The 14,778-nt window shown below is 71.6% G+C and carries 18 protein-coding genes and 1 pseudogene; 3 read left to right on the top strand and 16 right to left on the bottom strand.

What is annotated here, in order from left to right; genetic code table 11:
- Positions 1-19: 19 nt before the first annotated feature.
- The 6 genes and pseudogenes from TCUR_RS05740 to TCUR_RS28585 all read right to left on the bottom strand — a co-directional run bounded on the left by TCUR_RS05740 (position 20) and on the right by TCUR_RS28585 (position 4,074).
- Complete coding sequence (locus TCUR_RS05740) at positions 20-1,951, bottom strand: CHAT domain-containing protein (RefSeq protein ID WP_012851531.1); 1,932 nt, start codon at positions 1,949-1,951, stop codon at positions 20-22.
- A complete protein-coding gene (locus tag TCUR_RS05735) occupies positions 1,948-2,385 on the bottom strand; it encodes a hypothetical protein (protein ID WP_012851530.1) in 438 nt (145 codons plus the stop codon). The genes TCUR_RS05740 and TCUR_RS05735 overlap by 4 nt, the downstream gene beginning before the upstream one ends.
- Before the next feature lie 380 nt (positions 2,386-2,765).
- The gene (locus tag TCUR_RS05730; protein ID WP_012851529.1) at positions 2,766-2,954 is read right to left on the bottom strand and encodes a DUF397 domain-containing protein; all 189 of its coding nucleotides are present in this window, start codon (positions 2,952-2,954) and stop codon (positions 2,766-2,768) included.
- Positions 2,955-3,078: 124 nt separating this feature from the next.
- Entirely contained in the window at positions 3,079-3,267 is a 189-nt protein-coding gene (locus TCUR_RS05725) for a DUF397 domain-containing protein (protein ID WP_012851528.1), read from the bottom strand.
- Positions 3,264-3,779, bottom strand: a pseudogene (locus TCUR_RS05720) (DUF5753 domain-containing protein); the annotation flags it as partial. The pseudogene TCUR_RS05720 and the gene TCUR_RS05725, both read right to left, overlap by 4 nt.
- A 70-nt stretch (positions 3,780-3,849) precedes the next feature.
- Positions 3,850-4,074 carry a helix-turn-helix transcriptional regulator gene (locus TCUR_RS28585; RefSeq protein ID WP_148232935.1) on the bottom strand — a complete coding sequence of 75 codons (225 nt, stop codon included), beginning with the start codon at positions 4,072-4,074 and terminating at the stop codon, positions 3,850-3,852.
- Positions 4,075-4,176: 102 nt separating this feature from the next.
- Between TCUR_RS28585 and TCUR_RS28580 the strand changes: the two genes are divergently transcribed.
- The gene (locus TCUR_RS28580) at positions 4,177-4,794 is read left to right on the top strand and encodes an ATP-binding protein (protein WP_148232934.1); all 618 of its coding nucleotides are present in this window, start codon (positions 4,177-4,179) and stop codon (positions 4,792-4,794) included.
- A gap of 133 nt (positions 4,795-4,927) precedes the next feature.
- On the opposite strand, the gene TCUR_RS05715 is transcribed toward TCUR_RS28580, so the two are convergent.
- Entirely contained in the window at positions 4,928-6,070 is a 1,143-nt protein-coding gene (locus TCUR_RS05715) for an acyl-CoA dehydrogenase family protein (protein ID WP_012851527.1), read from the bottom strand.
- A gap of 81 nt (positions 6,071-6,151) precedes the next feature.
- Between TCUR_RS05715 and TCUR_RS05710 the strand changes: the two genes are divergently transcribed.
- Positions 6,152-6,928, top strand: coding sequence for a MerR family transcriptional regulator (locus tag TCUR_RS05710; protein ID WP_012851526.1), 777 nt, complete (start codon positions 6,152-6,154; stop codon positions 6,926-6,928).
- On the opposite strand, the gene TCUR_RS05705 is transcribed toward TCUR_RS05710, so the two are convergent.
- The 8 genes from TCUR_RS05705 to fdxA form a co-directional block, all read right to left on the bottom strand.
- On the bottom strand, positions 6,867-8,483 hold the full coding sequence (locus TCUR_RS05705; protein ID WP_012851525.1) for a polyamine aminopropyltransferase: 1,617 nt from the start codon (positions 8,481-8,483) through the stop codon (positions 6,867-6,869). The genes TCUR_RS05710 and TCUR_RS05705 overlap by 62 nt on opposite strands.
- A 244-nt stretch (positions 8,484-8,727) precedes the next feature.
- The gene (locus TCUR_RS05700) at positions 8,728-9,174 is read right to left on the bottom strand and encodes a DUF350 domain-containing protein (protein ID WP_012851524.1); all 447 of its coding nucleotides are present in this window, start codon (positions 9,172-9,174) and stop codon (positions 8,728-8,730) included.
- Positions 9,174-10,007, bottom strand: a complete 834-nt coding sequence (locus TCUR_RS05695) for a hypothetical protein (RefSeq protein WP_012851523.1) — start codon at positions 10,005-10,007, stop codon at positions 9,174-9,176. Before TCUR_RS05695 ends, TCUR_RS05700 begins: the two co-directional genes overlap by 1 nt.
- Positions 10,004-10,405 (bottom strand): DUF4247 domain-containing protein, encoded by a 402-nt coding sequence (locus tag TCUR_RS05690; protein WP_012851522.1) that lies wholly within the window; start codon positions 10,403-10,405, stop codon positions 10,004-10,006. Before TCUR_RS05690 ends, TCUR_RS05695 begins: the two co-directional genes overlap by 4 nt.
- Positions 10,402-10,905 carry a DUF2617 family protein gene (locus tag TCUR_RS05685; RefSeq protein ID WP_012851521.1) on the bottom strand — a complete coding sequence of 168 codons (504 nt, stop codon included), beginning with the start codon at positions 10,903-10,905 and terminating at the stop codon, positions 10,402-10,404. Before TCUR_RS05685 ends, TCUR_RS05690 begins: the two co-directional genes overlap by 4 nt.
- Before the next feature lie 81 nt (positions 10,906-10,986).
- Positions 10,987-11,598, bottom strand: coding sequence for a DUF4178 domain-containing protein (locus TCUR_RS05680; RefSeq protein ID WP_012851520.1), 612 nt, complete (start codon positions 11,596-11,598; stop codon positions 10,987-10,989).
- 210 nt (positions 11,599-11,808) lie between these two features.
- Positions 11,809-12,900, bottom strand: coding sequence for a succinyldiaminopimelate transaminase (dapC, locus tag TCUR_RS05675; protein ID WP_012851519.1), 1,092 nt, complete (start codon positions 12,898-12,900; stop codon positions 11,809-11,811).
- Between the two features lie 294 nt (positions 12,901-13,194).
- Complete coding sequence (gene fdxA, locus TCUR_RS05670; protein WP_012851518.1) at positions 13,195-13,518, bottom strand: ferredoxin; 324 nt, start codon at positions 13,516-13,518, stop codon at positions 13,195-13,197.
- A 113-nt stretch (positions 13,519-13,631) separates the two neighbouring features.
- Here fdxA and TCUR_RS05665 point away from each other — a divergent pair, with 113 nt between their 5' ends.
- The gene (locus TCUR_RS05665; RefSeq protein WP_012851517.1) at positions 13,632-13,877 is read left to right on the top strand and encodes a putative acetyltransferase; all 246 of its coding nucleotides are present in this window, start codon (positions 13,632-13,634) and stop codon (positions 13,875-13,877) included.
- 92 nt (positions 13,878-13,969) lie between these two features.
- Here the strand turns inward: TCUR_RS05665 and TCUR_RS05660 are convergent, their stop codons facing one another.
- Positions 13,970-14,773, bottom strand: coding sequence for a polysaccharide deacetylase family protein (locus tag TCUR_RS05660; RefSeq protein ID WP_012851516.1), 804 nt, complete (start codon positions 14,771-14,773; stop codon positions 13,970-13,972).
- Between the last annotated feature and the right edge of the window lie 5 nt (positions 14,774-14,778).

Raw genomic sequence — 14,778 nt, 5'->3', positions numbered from 1 at the left:
GTTTCACATAAGAGGCCTGTCAGTCAGGAGATCCAAAAAGGACATACGCCGCCCAGCGTCGCGGATCATCGTGGTAAACGGCGGCGAGCTCGGCCTGGGCGGCCCGCAGCGCCCGGGCGGGAGCGGCGCCGGCCAGGTAGTGGTCGTGGAAGCGGGTCAGCAGCGCCAGGGTGTCGCGTTCGGTGAGCGACCACAGCGTCATCAGCACCGCTCCGGCCCCGGCCAGCAGGAACGAGCGGCTCAGCCCGATCACGCCGTCGGCGCTGACCCGGCCGGCGCCGCTTTCGCAGGCCGCCAGGATCACCAGGTGGGCCGGCAGCTCCAGCTCGGCGACCCGGCGGGCCTCCAGACGCTCCCCGGCCAGCGCGAGGTAGGACTCCAGCGGCCGCTCGGGCAGGGCCTTGGCGTGGGTGGCCAGGCACAGCACGTCCGGCCGCAGCCGCGGCACGTGCGCCAGTTCCGCGACGGTGGCCCGGTCGCCGTAGCGCACCCGCACCGGGCCGGGGTAGCGGGCGGCGATGGCGGGGAAACGGCGGGCCAGGCGGTCCAGCGGCCGCAGGTCCGGTTCGGGCATCGGCTCCGGCGCCACCAGGGCGTGCAGGGCCGGGCCGCCCGGGCGGGCCGGATGCTCGGGCAGCCGGGCCGCCAGCGCGGCGGCCGGCAGCACGCTGGTGGGGTGACGGGCGGCGACCGGCCGCCCGTCCGGGGTGCGCAGCGCGGCGAAGGGCACCCGCAGCAGCTCCTCGTGCGGGACGACCAGCAGCGGCCGGTCGTCCTCCGGCAGCCACGGCAGCGGCTCCCACAGGGTCCGGCCGAGCTCCTCCAGCAGCCGGCCCAGCTCCGCCAGGCCCGCTGAGTCCAGGTCGTGGGCGGTCAGCAGGGCGTGCAGCCGGTCGACGGCGGCGGTCAGGGCGGCGCGGTCCACCGTCCGGTCGGCGGCGGCCAGCTCGCCTTCTGGGCTCAGGCAGAAGATCAGCAGCCGGTCCCCGGCCAGGAAGTACTCCACCACCGCCCGGCCGCGCAGCGCCCGGCGCAGCCGGTCGGGGGTGAGGACGCGGGCGGTGCGACGGCCGGGGGTCATCAGGTCGGCCAGGGCGCGGGCGCGGGCCATCTCGGCGGCGGCGAACGCCTCGGGGAGGGCGCCCAGGTCGTACAGGGCGGTGACGAAGGCGGCGTGAGCGGTGCGGGCGCCGTCCATCGCCTCGATCCGCGCCCAGTCGTCGGCCAGGCCGCCCCGCCACCCCTCCAGGAAGCGGTTCAGCTTCGCCAGCGCCTCGACGTTGCTGCGCCGGTGCCAGTCGGCGGCGGCGGGCAGGTCGAGCCGCTGCAGCCGCCACCGGTGCTGCCCGGCGCGCGCCGCCGCCCCGGTCAAGTAGATGGCGATGATGGTGACGGCCCTGACGAGCTCGACCTGTGCGGAGTCGTCGTCCAGGCTCGCCCACCACGCCGCTTCGCAGGCCGCCACCTCCTGAGAGCCGGCGGCCAGGTGGTCGAGCAGTTCTTCGCGCCGCCGCCGCCGGGCCTCGTCCAAAAGGTGCTCGTCGTGCCGCAGCGCCGCCCGTGCCGCCTCGCGCAGGGCCGTCTCGGCGCGGCCGAGGATCTCCTGGGCGCGTGAGGCGGCGTCGGGCGCGGCGCCCAGCGCCTCCAGTTCGCCGGCGGCCCGGACGGCCGTGCCGCTCGCCTCCGTCAGGAGGGCGGCCTGCGGGGAGTCCGCCGGCAGCTTCGGGACCATCTGGCTCAGCCAGCCTGCGTCCATGCGCAGCATCGCGGCGGCTTCGCCGCGGACACGCTGCCAGGACTCTGAAACGGTGGGCGCGTGCGCCAGGGCGTGCCGCAGCCGCGCCAGCTCGGTCAGCCGTTCGACGAACGCCGGGTAGTCCCCGGCCCGCAGCGCCGCCTGCAGCGCGTTCAAGGCGGCATGGAAGCGGTTCAGCAGCTCGTCGCCGGTCACCGGCGCCCCGTCCCGGCGACGGCGGTCACCTCGGCGGCGCAGTGGGTGGGCGTCCCGTCGAAGCGGGTGCCGCTCATCGTCAGCGAGCCGGTCAGCCCGGTCGCAGAGACCGTCAGCACCGCATGGGCCCGGTCGGCGCCCTGCGGCAGCGCCATGTTCCCAAGCGGCCCGCCGGCCGGGGCGAACCAGGTGGGAGGCGCCGCCGGGGCGTGCCGGTGATCGGTGTCGGCCGTCAGCCGCCCGCCGGCCGGGTCGAAGACCACGGTGGCGTCATCGTCGTCGGCGGCGATCCACAGCAGCTCACCGGGCCCGCTCCCGGTGGAGGCGATCATGAAGATCGGCCGTTCCCCGCCGAACTCGATCGTCACCGCAACGGTCGCCGCCGCCCGGCCGTCGATGCGCACCGCGGCACTGCCCCGGTAGACCCGTCTCATCGCTGCCTCCAAGCGACCTGCGACGGCACGGCCCAATGGCGATCATTTCACCCTTGCTCCCCGCGCGGCCTCAAGTGCCGGGGTTGTCAGGCCACGCGGTGAAGCAGGTCCGTGCCCTCGCAGGTCGCGGCTTTACGCCCGGCGGGCGGTGTGCTTTTCGCGCCGGGGAACGCCAAGGCCCCCATCCGGCCGCGGCGGCCGGCCCCTGACCGCCGCGGTTCTCCCAGAAAGGACGGCACGATGACCGGTGCGACGCCCAAGTCGCCGTGCCGTTTCCCCCGCACCGCCCAGCATTGGGTCTCGGGAGCGCTGAGAAACCCTCTCCATAAGGAATCCGGCCGGCGAGGACGACGGACGCCCAACGGGCGAGCATCCGACCTCTATCGGTCGAGCTCACCACGCTTCATCTGTGCCAGCAGGGCCGCGAACGCCTCCCGGGGCACCTCCAATCGGCATCCTTCAGGATGCTTGGAGTCCCTGATCACGATCCCGCCGGGGAACCTCGCCAGCTCCACACAGGCATCGTCGTTCAGCCCGCCGCTGTATGAGCTCTTGCGCCACTGGATCACTGGTACATCCTCGACGTCCTCTCGACCTCACCGCAGAACCCGGCGCACAGCCCGGAACGCAGCGCAGAGAAAAGCCCCCGACCAGCAAGGACGACGGACGCTCTCATGAGCGGGCATCCGACTGCTACCGGCAGAGCTCACCACACTTCACCCGCGCCAGCAAGGCCGCGAACGCCTCCCGAGAAACCTCCAACCGGCCGCCCTCGGGACGCTTGGAGTCCCTGATCCCAATCCCACCGGGAAACCTCGCCAGCTCCACACAGGCATCGTCGTTTCCTCCGCCGCTGTGCGAGCTCTTGCGCCACTGGATCACTGGTACATCCTCATCGTCTGCTCGATCAGAGCTTTCGACTCCGCCCGGGGCAGAGCCAGCGCCCTGATTTGATCGAAGCGCACTCCCAGAATGGCAGATTCGTCCCCGGTCTCGATCAGCCTTCCAGCGACCTGCGCCACGGCATATGCGACCTCCCTGATACCGGTCGTGAGTACTTGGAAGTGCCCGTCATGCCCCGGGTGCCACCCGGCCGATCTGGGGACGACCCGGATGCACACACGATCGGCCTCTGCAAGTTCGAGCAGATAGCGCAGTTGCTCGGCCATGACAGCGGCATCGCCGACCACGTTCTCAAGGACCTCCTGGTCGATGAGAATCCACAGATACGGCGGGTCCGCGCGTTTCAAGATCTCCTGCCGCTTGAGCCGGGCCTTGGCACCGCTCTTGATCTCGGAGGCGCGACCGGCGGCCTTGAGGATCGCCTGAGCGTATTCCTCTGCCTGCGCCAGAGCAGGGACTGTTTTCCCGTGATACACCTTGATGATTTTCGCGGCTCCCTCGTATTACAAGGTACTGCCTGTACCAATCGGGATCATGTCCGGCCGAGGCGAAGAGGTGAAGTCACTCGAAGTGGCCTCCGGTGTTCCAGGATTCGTCGAGGCGCTTCAGACACTTCTCAGCCGGCCGGAGACGGCCCGCCTCCCAGTTGGATACAGTCCCTCGCGTCACGTTGACGATCATGGCGGTCTGGGCCGGCGAAAGTCCTCTCTGAGTCCGGTAAAACCACAGGTCAAAAGCCAACCAGGCCCCCCAGCGAAGACTTCGGGTCGATGGTCTCCCTGACACTCATCGCTCATCCGTACGTGTATTGCATTGCATTCAATGCACCACACGTTAGCCAGAGAACACCGAGAGTGAGGGAGAATTCCCCGACCTCAGGACGGCTTCATGAACACCATCGCCCAGTCCTCATCGGCCTCCGACGCTCCGGACGTCCGCCTGACTCTGCTCGCCGAGCCCTCCTCGGTGGTCCTGGCCCGTGAGATGGTCCGCTACGCCCTTACCAGGTGGAATTACGACCGTGAGGTCATTTACGACTCCATGGTGGTGATGAGCGAGCTCGTCACCAACGCCGTGGCCGCCGCCCGAGGCCGCCACATCCGCATTCGCTGCGCCGTTGAAAACGGGGCCCCGCTCCTGGAGTGTTGGGACTCCTCCCCCGCCGGGCCTCCGAAACATCGGAGTCCGTCCGGGGCCTCGCCATCATCGCGGCCTACGCCAGGGACGCCGGCACCCGTCCCGCCGCCACCGGCCAAGGCAAGATCGTCTGGGCTCTCATGCCCGCTCGTCCCTCAGATTCGCCCCCGCTCGGCCGCGCGGCCCGGCCGAACACGCGATCGCCCGGTTGAAAAACCGGTGCGTCCTGTACGAGCTGCGCCGCCGCCCGCAGTGGGACGGGTACGCAGTGGGACGAGTATGTCGCCCAGACCGCCCTCGTCCTGCAAGTCCGCGAGACCCACGCTCACTGAAGAAGATTCAATGCCGCTTCGCTCATCTCACCGATGAGCGCGATCGCGCGAAGGCGCGAAATTCCAGCTCAACGGTCACAGACAAGCCGAAAAGCATATTTCGGCGTCCAGCGGCGCCTTAACGGCCGGGCGCACGGCACAGGTGCCGTGCGCCCGGTCACGAGTGCAGGTCAGACCCCCAGGGAGCGGCCGATGATCTCCTTCATGATCTCGGTGGTGCCGCCGAAGATGGTCTGGATGCGCACGTCCTGGTAGGCCTTGCCGATGGGGTACTCGAGCATGTACCCGTAGCCGCCGTGGAGCTGGACGCAGCGGTCGACGACCCGCTTGATCAGCTCGGTGTTCCAGTACTTGAGCATGGCCGCCTCCTCGGCGGTCAGCTCGCCGTTGACCTGCTTGAGGATGCACTGCTCGGTGAAGGCCCGGGCGACGGTCAGCTCGGTCTTCATCTCCGCCAGCACGAACCGGTTGTGCTGGAACTTGCCGATGGGACGGCCGAACGCCTCGCGGGTCTTGCAGTACTCCAGGGTCTGCTCGAAGGAGGCCTCGGCGCCGGCCAGCGCGGAGGTGCCGATGGACAGCCGCTCGCGGGCCAGGTTCTGCATCAGGTAGATGAAGCCCATGCCCTCCTCGCCGAGGAGGTTCTCCTTGGGCACCCGCACGTTGTCGAAGAACAGCTCGGCGGTGTCCTGGGCGTGCATGCCGACCTTCTCCAGGTTGCGGCCGCGGGTGAAGCCCTCCATGCCGCGCTCGACCACCAGCAGGCTCACCCCGCGCGCCCCGGCCGAGGGGTCGGTCTTGGCGGCCACGATGACCAGGTCGGCCAGGATGCCGTTGGAGATGAAGGTCTTGGAGCCGTTGAGGACGTAGTGGTCGCCGTCCTTGATCGCGGTGGTCTTGATGCCCTGCAGGTCCGAGCCGGCGGCCGGCTCGGTCATCGCGATCGCGGTGATGATCTCACCGGAGCAGTAGCCGGGCAGCCAGCGCCGCTTCTGCTCCTCGTTGCACAGCTTCAGCAGGTAGGAGCCGTTGATGTCGTTGTGGACGGCGAACCCGGGGCCGTGCGCACCGACCTTGGCCAGCTCCTCGTTGAGGATCACGTAGTAGCGGTAGTCGGGGTTGCCGCCACCGCCGTACTCCTCAGGGACCTCAATGCCGAGCAGCCCCTGGCGGCCCGCGGCCAGCCACACGTCGCGGGAGACGATGCCGTCCTTCTCCCACTGCTCGTGGTACGGGGCGACCTCCTTCTCAATGAAGGAGCGCACCATGTCGCGGAAGGCCTCGTGCTCCTCGGTAAAGATCTCCTGTCCCATCCGGCGGGTCTCCTCAACATGTAAGTGAATTCTGATGCAGAGTTAATGTAACACCAGGACTGTCGCATAAGGGAGGGGCGTATGGAGCTCACGGTGGACGAGCTGGCCTCCCGCGCCGGGGTGTCGGTCCGGACCGTGCGCTACTACGCCGGACGCGGCCTGCTGCCGCCGCCCCGCCTGCGCGGACGCACCGGGCTGTATGGGCCCGAGCACCTGGCCCGCCTGGAGCTGGTGCGCGAACTGCAGTCGCTGGGGCTGACGTTGGCCGCCATCGAACGGCACCTGGAACGCATCCCCGACGACGCCACCCCCGAGGACCTGGCGCTGCAGCGGGCCCTGCTGTCACCGTGGACGCCCGACCGCCCCGAGGAGATGGACCGCCACCAGCTGGACCGCCGCGCCGGCCGCCACCTGGACGACGAGACCATCAAACGGCTGGCCGCGCTGGGCGTGGTGGAGGAGCTGCCCGCCGGCCGCGTCCGCGTGATCAGCCCCGGCCTGCTGCGGGTCAGCGCCGAACTGGCCGAGCTGCCGCTGCCGCTGGAGACGCTGCGGGCCTCCCAAGAGGCCGTCCAGCGCCACACCTCCGCTCTGGCCGAAGAACTGCAGCGCAACTTCCAGGAGACCGTGGTCCGCCCCTACCGCGAACGGGGCCGCCAGCCCCAGGAACGGCAGATGCTCATCGAGGTCGCCGCCCGCCTCAAACCGCTGATGATCCAGTCCCTGGTCACCTCGTTCCAGCAGGCCGTCGACCGCGCCATCCGCCGCTCCGTCCCCGCCGACGACGACCGCCCGGCTAAAGGTCCTGCCACTCCTGACGGTGGTAGTCGATCAGCTTCGGGCGGACCAGCGTGTTGACCTCCACGTCGGTGCGGCGCAGGTCCTTGGCGAAGACCGCGGCGGCCCGCAGCACCTGCTCGTCCAGGAAACGCAGGCCTTGCACCGACGGGTCCAGCCGCAGCGCGGGGGCGGTGCGGCCGGGGGCGGCCAGCACATAGCCCCAGTCGCCGAAGCTGGGCACGTCCACGTGGTAGGGGACGGTGGCCATGCCGGAGGCGCGGATGGTCTTCTCGATGGACCAGAACGAGCGGGGGGCGAAGAACGGCGAACCGGACTGGACCACGACCCGGCCGCCGGGGGCCAGCGCCCGCTGGAGCAGGCCGTAGAACTCCAGCGAGTACAGCTTGGCGGTGGGCACGTCGTCGGGGTCGGGGAAGTCCACGACGACGGCGTCGAAGGCGCCTTGCCGGGAGGGCGGCAGGCGGCGCAGCCAGGTGAAGGCGTCGGCGTTGACCACCTGCACCCGCGGGTCGTCGAAGGCGCGGCCGTTCAGCTCGGCCAGCTCCCGGTAGGTGCGGGCCAGGCGGATCATCGCCGGGTCCAGCTCCACCAGCGTCACCCGGCGGACGTCGCGGTAGCGCAGCACCTCCCGCAGCGCCAGGCCGTCCCCGCCGCCGAGGATCAGCACCCGGCCGCGGGCGCCGGCCAACACCGGGTGCACCAGCGCCTCGTGGTAGCGGTACTCGTCGACCGAGGAGAACTGCAGGTCGCCGTTGAGGAACAGGCGCATATCGGAGCGGCCCGACAGCCGCAGCGCCCTCGTGATCACGATCTCCTGGTAGGGGGTGCGTTCGGCCAGCGCGATCGGGTCCCGGTACAGGGCCTGGCGGGCGGAGACCTCGAACCGGTCGGCCAGCGCGTAGGTGCCGGCGAGCACCGCCAGCACCACCGCCATGCCCGCCCACAGCGCCGCCCGGAGCGCCCGGCGCACCTGGCCGCGGAACAGCCACAGCACCACCGCCATGCCCGCCACCGCGTTGCAGGCCCCCACCAGCAGCGCGCCCTTGATCTGGCCGAAGAACGGCAGCAGCAGGAACGGGAACGCCAGCCCGCCGACCAGGGCGCCCACATAGTCGGCGGCGAACATGTCGGCCACCGCGCTGCCGGCGTCCTGGCGGCGGATCCGCTGCAGCAGCGTCATCAGCAGCGGGATCTCCGCGCCGATCAGCACGCCCACGGTGAACGCCACGACCACCAGGACGGGCACGTACACGCCCAGCCACGAGTAGGCGGCGTACAGCCCCAGCACCGACAGCCCGCCCAGCAGCGCCAGCGCGCCCTCCACCGCCGCGAACGCGATGACCGCATGGCGCTGCAGGGGTTTGGCGGCCAGCGAGCCGACGCCCATGGCGAAGACCATCACCGACAGCACGATCGACGCCTGGGTGACGGCGTTGCCGATCAGGTAGCTGCCCAGCGCCACCAGCGCCAGCTCGTACACCAGCCCGCAGGCGGCGCAGGCGAACACCGCCGCCAGCACCAGCAGCCGGGCCGCCCCCGCCCGGATCCCGACCGCCGGACGGTCCGCCTCCTGCGGCTCGGCCCGCTCGGACTCGGCCTGGTCAGTGGTCACGCCGCATCCCCTTCCTGCATCGGGGGAAGGCTATCCGTCCCGATCACCATGCGGTTTCCATCTCCGGGAGGCCGGCGGCCCGGAGTCCGCATCCGGCCTGGCGGCCGTGGCGGGACCGTCCGGACCGGCCGCCCGAGTCCACCGTCACATCCGCATCCGGCCCGGGCGGCGCCCAAAGAGCCGCGCACGCGGCCGCTCCCCCGCCGGGTTCACGGCGCAGCCGCGGCGGAGACGGGACGGGGGGCTAGGCGATGGCGGCGGAGACGATGGCGGCGATGGCCAAATCGGTGGCGGCCACCACCCAGCAGGCCGGGGCCATGCGGTCGGCGGGCGCCCGGCCCTCCCGGCCGACCACAATGGCGCCCAGCTTGCCCGGGGTCAGCAGGTCCAGCAGGTAGAAGGCCAGCGTCATGAGGATGATGCCGAGCACCCCGTAGGCGGCGGTGCTCACCAGGCCGTCGGCCAGGCCCTCTTCGCTGGTGGCGATGGCGGTGGTGACGATGGCGCCCAGCCCGATCAGCTTGGCGGCCAGGATCAGCGCGGCGCCGGCGTTGTGCTCGCTCCAGATCTGCCGGCCCAGCCTGCCGGGGGTGGTGACCTCGACCACCAGGAAGCCGAGGGCCAGCAGGGCGATGCCGACCGCGCCGTACGCCAGCGCGGCGCCGCCTTCCTCGACGATGGTGTTCAGCATCAGGCACTCCTCCGGCTTCGTAGGGCGGCGACGATGATCCAGGTCAGGCCGAGGGCGACCAGGAGACCCCCGATTCCCATCCAGATGTAGCGGCCGATGCCGGGCGGGGAGACGGTGTCCCCGGCCGAGGGGATCCGCGTCGGAGGGGCGGGCACCGGGTCGGCGGCGCCCTTCTCCGCCACGATCATGGGCAGCGCCCCGATGGCGTCGGCCAGCCGGGCATAGGGCCGCATGCCGAGCAGGTCGTCATCGGTGATCCCGGCGGCATGCAGGTCGGAGGCGTCCAGCGTGAGCGGCAGGTTGGTCTCGATGCGCGTGCTCACCGCTGTCCACTCCTCCTCGTAGGAGCTGTAGAAGTAGTCGGCGGTGAACACCACCCAGCGGGGGCAGCGCACCGGGTCCCGCCGGGCGTCGACGCCGGCGCCGAGGTTGGAGCCCACGTCCTCATCGGGCTCCAGGTCGAGGACCGCCTGCCGCTCCAGCTCCCGCAGCCGCTGTTCCAGCTCCGACGGCGCCGAGAGGGTCGGGGCGGGGGCGGGGGTGGTGACGGCGCCGGTGTCGGGGTAGGAGGACCGGAAGTCCGGCAGGTCGGTGTCGATCGCCCAGCCGTAGCAGATGCCCTGGGCGTCGGCGGCGGTGCGCAGCCGGTCCACCAGGTGAGCGGCCCCATCTCGGTCGAACAGCCCGCCGGTGTAGACGGTGGCGTCCCCGTCATCGCTGGTGGCGTTGAACGCCAGGTAGACGATCGGCACGAACACCGAGATCACGAACAGGCAGACGAAGAGACGGTTGCCGATCTTTTCCCACTTGGCGTCCTTGGCCGGACCGCTCATTTGCCGCCTCCCGGTCCGCCGCCGCGGAACATGGAGGCGCGCCCGCCGGGCCCGCCCCACCGTCCGCCGACCGAGCTGTGGTGCCGCCGGTAGCCGGTTTCGACATCGTCCACCAGCACCCGGCTGCCCTTGCCGTCGGGCAGCACCGCCACGATCATGTCCGGGTAGCGCAGGAACACCCCGGAGGGGTCGTAGACCCGGTCCGTCGGTCTGAACTTGCCGGACAGGGCGGCCGCCACCTTCGTCGGCGGCTCCGGGGCCCGGTAGGCGCCGTCTGCGATCTTGGCGTAGTGCGCGCCGATCCAGCCGCGCGGCGAGGTGTTCCCGCCGGCCAGCGCGCCGACCACGACGAGCGCTCCGAGCAGGACCAGCAGGCCGCCGCCCACGTAATGTTTCACAGCGCGACCTCCAGGAGGGTGCGGGTCACGACGATCTGACGGGTCTGCGGGTAGGCGTGCCAGGTGCGCCAGCCCAGCGTGCCGGCGTGCGGATCGCCGTCCAGGGCCAGGGCGGTCACCGCGTGCGGCGAGCCGGGGAACGTGCCGACCAGGGCGTCGTCCCGGTCGGCGAGAGCGGCGCACAGGTGCCGCACCGCCGCCGTGAACGCCGCATCGGTGCCGTGGGTGTGCACTTGTGCGCCGAAGTCGTAGGCCCAGCCGTCCACCTGAGTGCGCATCCGGCCGGGCAGCGGGCCGGCCCGACCGGGCAGGCAGGCGACGGTCTCGCTGACCGGCCCGGCGAAGACCTGGTGGGAGGCGCCCAGCAGGCGCATCTCCACGTCGATCCCGCCGCGCCGCACCGGCAGCACCGCCAGGGCGTCCAAGGGCTCCAGGCCGAGGGCGAAGGACAGCGCGTCGGCCCGGGTGTCCCGGTAGGGGGCGTCGAGGGTGGCTCGCATGGTCGGCGGTCAGCCTCCGGCGCGGTGCGCGGGTGCGGTCATGGCCCCGCCGGCCCGGGGTGCGTCGGTGTGCACGGCCGTTCAGCTCCCCGGGTAGATGGTCAAGGTCCCGGCGGGGACGCGTTCACCGGTGCCGGCCTCCCAGGCGCCGCCGCCGAACCTCTCGAACGACAGGTAGCGCCCGCCGGGGGCGGCGTAGTCGACGTACTCGACCCGTCCGGTGTCGCCGAGGCCGGTGGTGCCCTCGGTGCGGTACTCGGCGGTGCCGTGCTCCTCACGCCGGTACTCCACCCCTTGGAAGGTCAGGGTGGGCCTGCCGGGACGCAGGTCGCCGACGTCGGCCTCGGTCCACCAGATGACCTCAAGGTCGGGGTCCTCTTCCACCGACAGCCACACTTTGGTGCCTTCGATGGTGTCGGCGTCCAGCAGGTGCTCGCTCCAGGTGTAGCCGCCCTCGCGCAGCCGCACCGAGCCGCGCACGAAGTAACGGGTGCCCAGGTACTCGACCATGTCCCCGGCCTTGAGGGCGCGGGGGTCGCCGGCCGTCTCGCCCACCGAGGCGAACGGGTCGGCGGGGGCGGGCCGGGGCTGCGGGGACGGCTCGTGCGGGCTTTGGCGGCGCACCAGCACCACGATGAGCACGATCAGGGCGAGCAGGATCAATGCGAGCAGCACGACCACCGCGGCCAGCATGCTCCACACCTCCACGCGCCGGAAGTCGGTCCGCTGCTCCCCTCACCGACCGGCGCCGGCGGGACGCGGGTCCGTCCGGCGTTGCCGCGTTCCCATGGCGACGGTGCGGAAAGGGATCAACACCCAGCGCGCAGATCCTACTGAGCCTCCGCGGACCGGACGCAACACACATCCGATACCGGATGGGGAAATCCCGATTTCGATTCGGTCTCAGAGGCGCTGCGCCGCGGCCTCGATGCGTTCGTCGGTGGCGGTGAAGGCGACGCGGACGTGCCGGGATCCGGCCGCGCCGTAAAAGTCGCCGGGGGCGACGCTGATGCCCAGCTCGGCCAGGTGGGCGACGGTGTCCCAGCAGGGCTCGTCCCGGGTGGCCCACAGGTACAGCGACGCCTCGGAGTGGTCGATGCGGAAGCCGTGCCGCTCCAGCGCCTCCCGCAGCACGGCGCGGCGGCGGGCGTAGCGGGCCCGCTGCTCGTCCACGTGGGCGTCGTCGCCGTAGGCCACGGTCATCGCGGCCTGCACGGGGGCGGGCACCATCATGCCGGCGTGCTTGCGGACCTCCAGCAGCCGCTTGACCAGCGCGGGGTCACCGGTGACGAACCCGGCCCGGTAACCGGCCAGGTTGGAGCGCTTGGACAGCGAGTGCACCGCCAGCAGCCCCTCATGGCTGCCTTCGCACACCTCCGGGTGCAGGATCGACACCGGCTGTTTGGCCGGGTCGTCCTCCCAGGCCAGCTCGATGTAGCACTCGTCGCTGGCCACCAGCACGCCCCGCTCGCGGGCCCAGGCGACCACCTTGCGCAGGTGCTCGGCCGGCAGCACCTTGCCGGTGGGGTTGGACGGGGAGTTGATCCACAGCAGCTTGGGCCGCAGCGGTCCCAGCCGCAGCAGCCCGTCGGCGGCGACCGGCTCGGCCCCGGCCAGGCGGGCGCCCACGTCATAGGTGGGGTAGGCCAGCTCGGGGAAGACCACCCGGTCGCCGGGGCCGCAGCCCAGCAGCGTCGGCAGCCAGGCCACCAGCTCCTTGGTGCCGATCACCGGCAGCACGGCCGCCGGGTCGGCCCCCGCCACGCCCAGGCGGCGGCGCAGCCAGCCGGCCGCCGCCTCGCGCAGCGCCGCGGTGCCGTAGGTCTGCGGGTAGCCGGGGGCGTCGGCCGCCTCGGCGAGCGCCCGGCGGATCGGCTCGGGCGTCGGGTCGACGGGCGTGCCGACCGAAAGGTCCACCAGCCCGCCGGGGTGCCGGGCGGCGATCTGCTTGTACGGGGCCAGCCGGTCCCAAGGGAAGTCCGGGAGCGTGAACACGCAGCCCCTCTCTAGGTCTCGTCGTTCACCGGGCTCGTGCCGCCACGGGGCCGTGGCCCTCGCACAGGCCACGGCCCGATGGCCCGGTGAGCGTGCCGATCGCGGGGTGTCCCGCGATGCCCGTGAAGCTCGGCTTTTGCAGCGTTCCCGTCAGTGAATCCTTTTCAACGCCTGGTCCACGGCCCTGGGGACGGGAGCCCCGGTGACCTCCGGTGCCGCGACGTCGCCGGTCACGGCGCCGCCCTGGCTGCAAGGCCCCGTCTCGACCTGCGGAGACGGCGTGTTGAAAAAGGTTCAGTCGGCGTTCTGCGGGGGCAGCGCGGCCACGTACGGGTGATCCTTGTCGATCTTCCCGACCTTGGAGGCGCCGCCGGGTGAGCCGAGGTCGTCGAAGAACTCCGCGTTGACCTTGTAGAAGTCCTTCCACTGGTCGGGGATGTCGTCTTCGTAGTAAATCGCCTCAACCGGGCAGACGGGCTCGCACGCACCGCAGTCGACGCACTCGTCCGGGTGGATGTAGAGCTGGCGCTTGCCCTCATAGATGCAGTCGACCGGGCATTCCTCGATGCACGCCTTGTCGAGCACGTCCACACAGGGCTGCGCAATGACGTAGGTCACGTCGTGACTCCTCTCGGGTTCTTCCGGCCCCGCCGTGCGCCACGGCTCACCGCAAGCTCGCTCCACCTAGTATTGCGGCTGGGGGATCGTCGATTCGACTTGGGGGGCACCAGATGTCGGCCCGTTTCGCCGCACGATTCGTGGTCTCCCTGACGCAGGCGGACGTGGGCCGGCGGGTCTCGCTGCGCCGCCGCCTGCCGACGGGAGAGTACAGCGACATCGTGGGCGTTCTCGAATCGTGGAGCGGCGGGGTGCTCACCGTCCGCCGCCGCAGCGGCGAGCTGGTGGAGGTGCCCCGCGATGCGGTCGTGGCGGGCAAGGTGGTCCCGCCTCCTCCCCCGCCCCGCCGCAGGTCCTGAACGGGGCGTTCGTCCGGACGGCGTTTCAGGAACGAAGAGCCGGAACGTTCCCGGCCCGGGGCAGAGGGACGGTCCGGCGCGCGTCGCCTCGTTCAAGGCGTTTTCACAGGGAGCAGGCCGGGCGCCTGCCGGTAGGTACGGCCCGCCCGCAGCCGCGTCCCGCCGAAGAGCTCCGACACCGTCACGAACCGGTATCCCCGGCGTTCGAGCCGGGCCAGTATCTGCGGGACCGCCGCCACGGTCGGCGCATGGGTGTCGTGGAGCAGCACGATGGCGCCGGGGTGGACGTCCCGCAGCACCGCGCGCACCGTGCGCTCGGGGTCGGCCGCGCGCCAGTCCATCGGGTCGACGCTCCACATGATCTGCGGCAGCCCGGCCGCCCGCGCCACGCGGGCGTCGGTGACGGCGTACGGCGGGCGGAACAGCCTCGGGCGCACCCCCGTGCAGCGGTGCACGGCCTGCTGAGTCCGCTGCACCTCCCGGCGCACCCCTTCCGCCGGCAGTCCCGTCAGCCGGGCATGCGACCAGGTGTGGTTGCCCAGCTCGTGGCGTTCGGCGACGATCCGGCGCAGCAGCGCGGCGTTCGCCTCCGCCTGGGCGCCGACCACGAAGAACGTCGCCCGCGCCCGGGCGCGGGCCAGGTGGTCCAGCAGCCGGGCGGTGTGGGGGCCGGGACCGTCGTCGAAGGTCAGCGCCACGCACTTGGCCCGGGTGCAGTCGACGGTCTCCCCCTGGTACGGCTCGCGCGGCGCCCGCCGGGAAGGGAGCGCGGCCGTGCCCGGCGCCTGCGTCCACTCGGCCGCGGGCCGTGCCCGTTCGGCCTGTCCGCATCCCGGTAACAGCCAGGCTCCGCCTCCGGCGGCGACCAGGGCGACCAGCTGCCTGATTGATGCCATACCCC

This window comes from Thermomonospora curvata DSM 43183 (assembly GCF_000024385.1).
Taxonomy (GTDB): domain Bacteria; phylum Actinomycetota; class Actinomycetes; order Streptosporangiales; family Streptosporangiaceae; genus Thermomonospora; species Thermomonospora curvata.
This window is presented reverse-complemented; position numbering and strand designations above follow the sequence as displayed.

Excerpts from the sequence above, each read along its gene's own strand:
- TCUR_RS05700 (WP_012851524.1), bottom strand. The coding sequence starts at position 9,174 with ATGCTGAACACCATCGTCGAGGAAGGCGGCGCCGCGCTGGCGTACGGC.
- TCUR_RS05660 (WP_012851516.1), bottom strand. The coding sequence starts at position 14,773 with ATGGCATCAATCAGGCAGCTGGTCGCCCTGGTCGCCGCCGGAGGCGGA.
- TCUR_RS28580 (WP_148232934.1), top strand. The coding sequence starts at position 4,177 with ATGAACACCATCGCCCAGTCCTCATCGGCCTCCGACGCTCCGGACGTC.
- TCUR_RS05680 (WP_012851520.1), bottom strand. The coding sequence starts at position 11,598 with ATGCTGGCCGCGGTGGTCGTGCTGCTCGCATTGATCCTGCTCGCCCTG.
- TCUR_RS05710 (WP_012851526.1), top strand. The coding sequence starts at position 6,152 with ATGGAGCTCACGGTGGACGAGCTGGCCTCCCGCGCCGGGGTGTCGGTC.
- TCUR_RS05735 (WP_012851530.1), bottom strand. The coding sequence starts at position 2,385 with ATGAGACGGGTCTACCGGGGCAGTGCCGCGGTGCGCATCGACGGCCGG.
- TCUR_RS05685 (WP_012851521.1), bottom strand. The coding sequence starts at position 10,905 with ATGCGAGCCACCCTCGACGCCCCCTACCGGGACACCCGGGCCGACGCG.
- TCUR_RS05665 (WP_012851517.1), top strand. The coding sequence starts at position 13,632 with ATGTCGGCCCGTTTCGCCGCACGATTCGTGGTCTCCCTGACGCAGGCG.
- TCUR_RS05715 (WP_012851527.1), bottom strand. The coding sequence starts at position 6,070 with ATGGGACAGGAGATCTTTACCGAGGAGCACGAGGCCTTCCGCGACATG.
- TCUR_RS05695 (WP_012851523.1), bottom strand. The coding sequence starts at position 10,007 with ATGAGCGGTCCGGCCAAGGACGCCAAGTGGGAAAAGATCGGCAACCGT.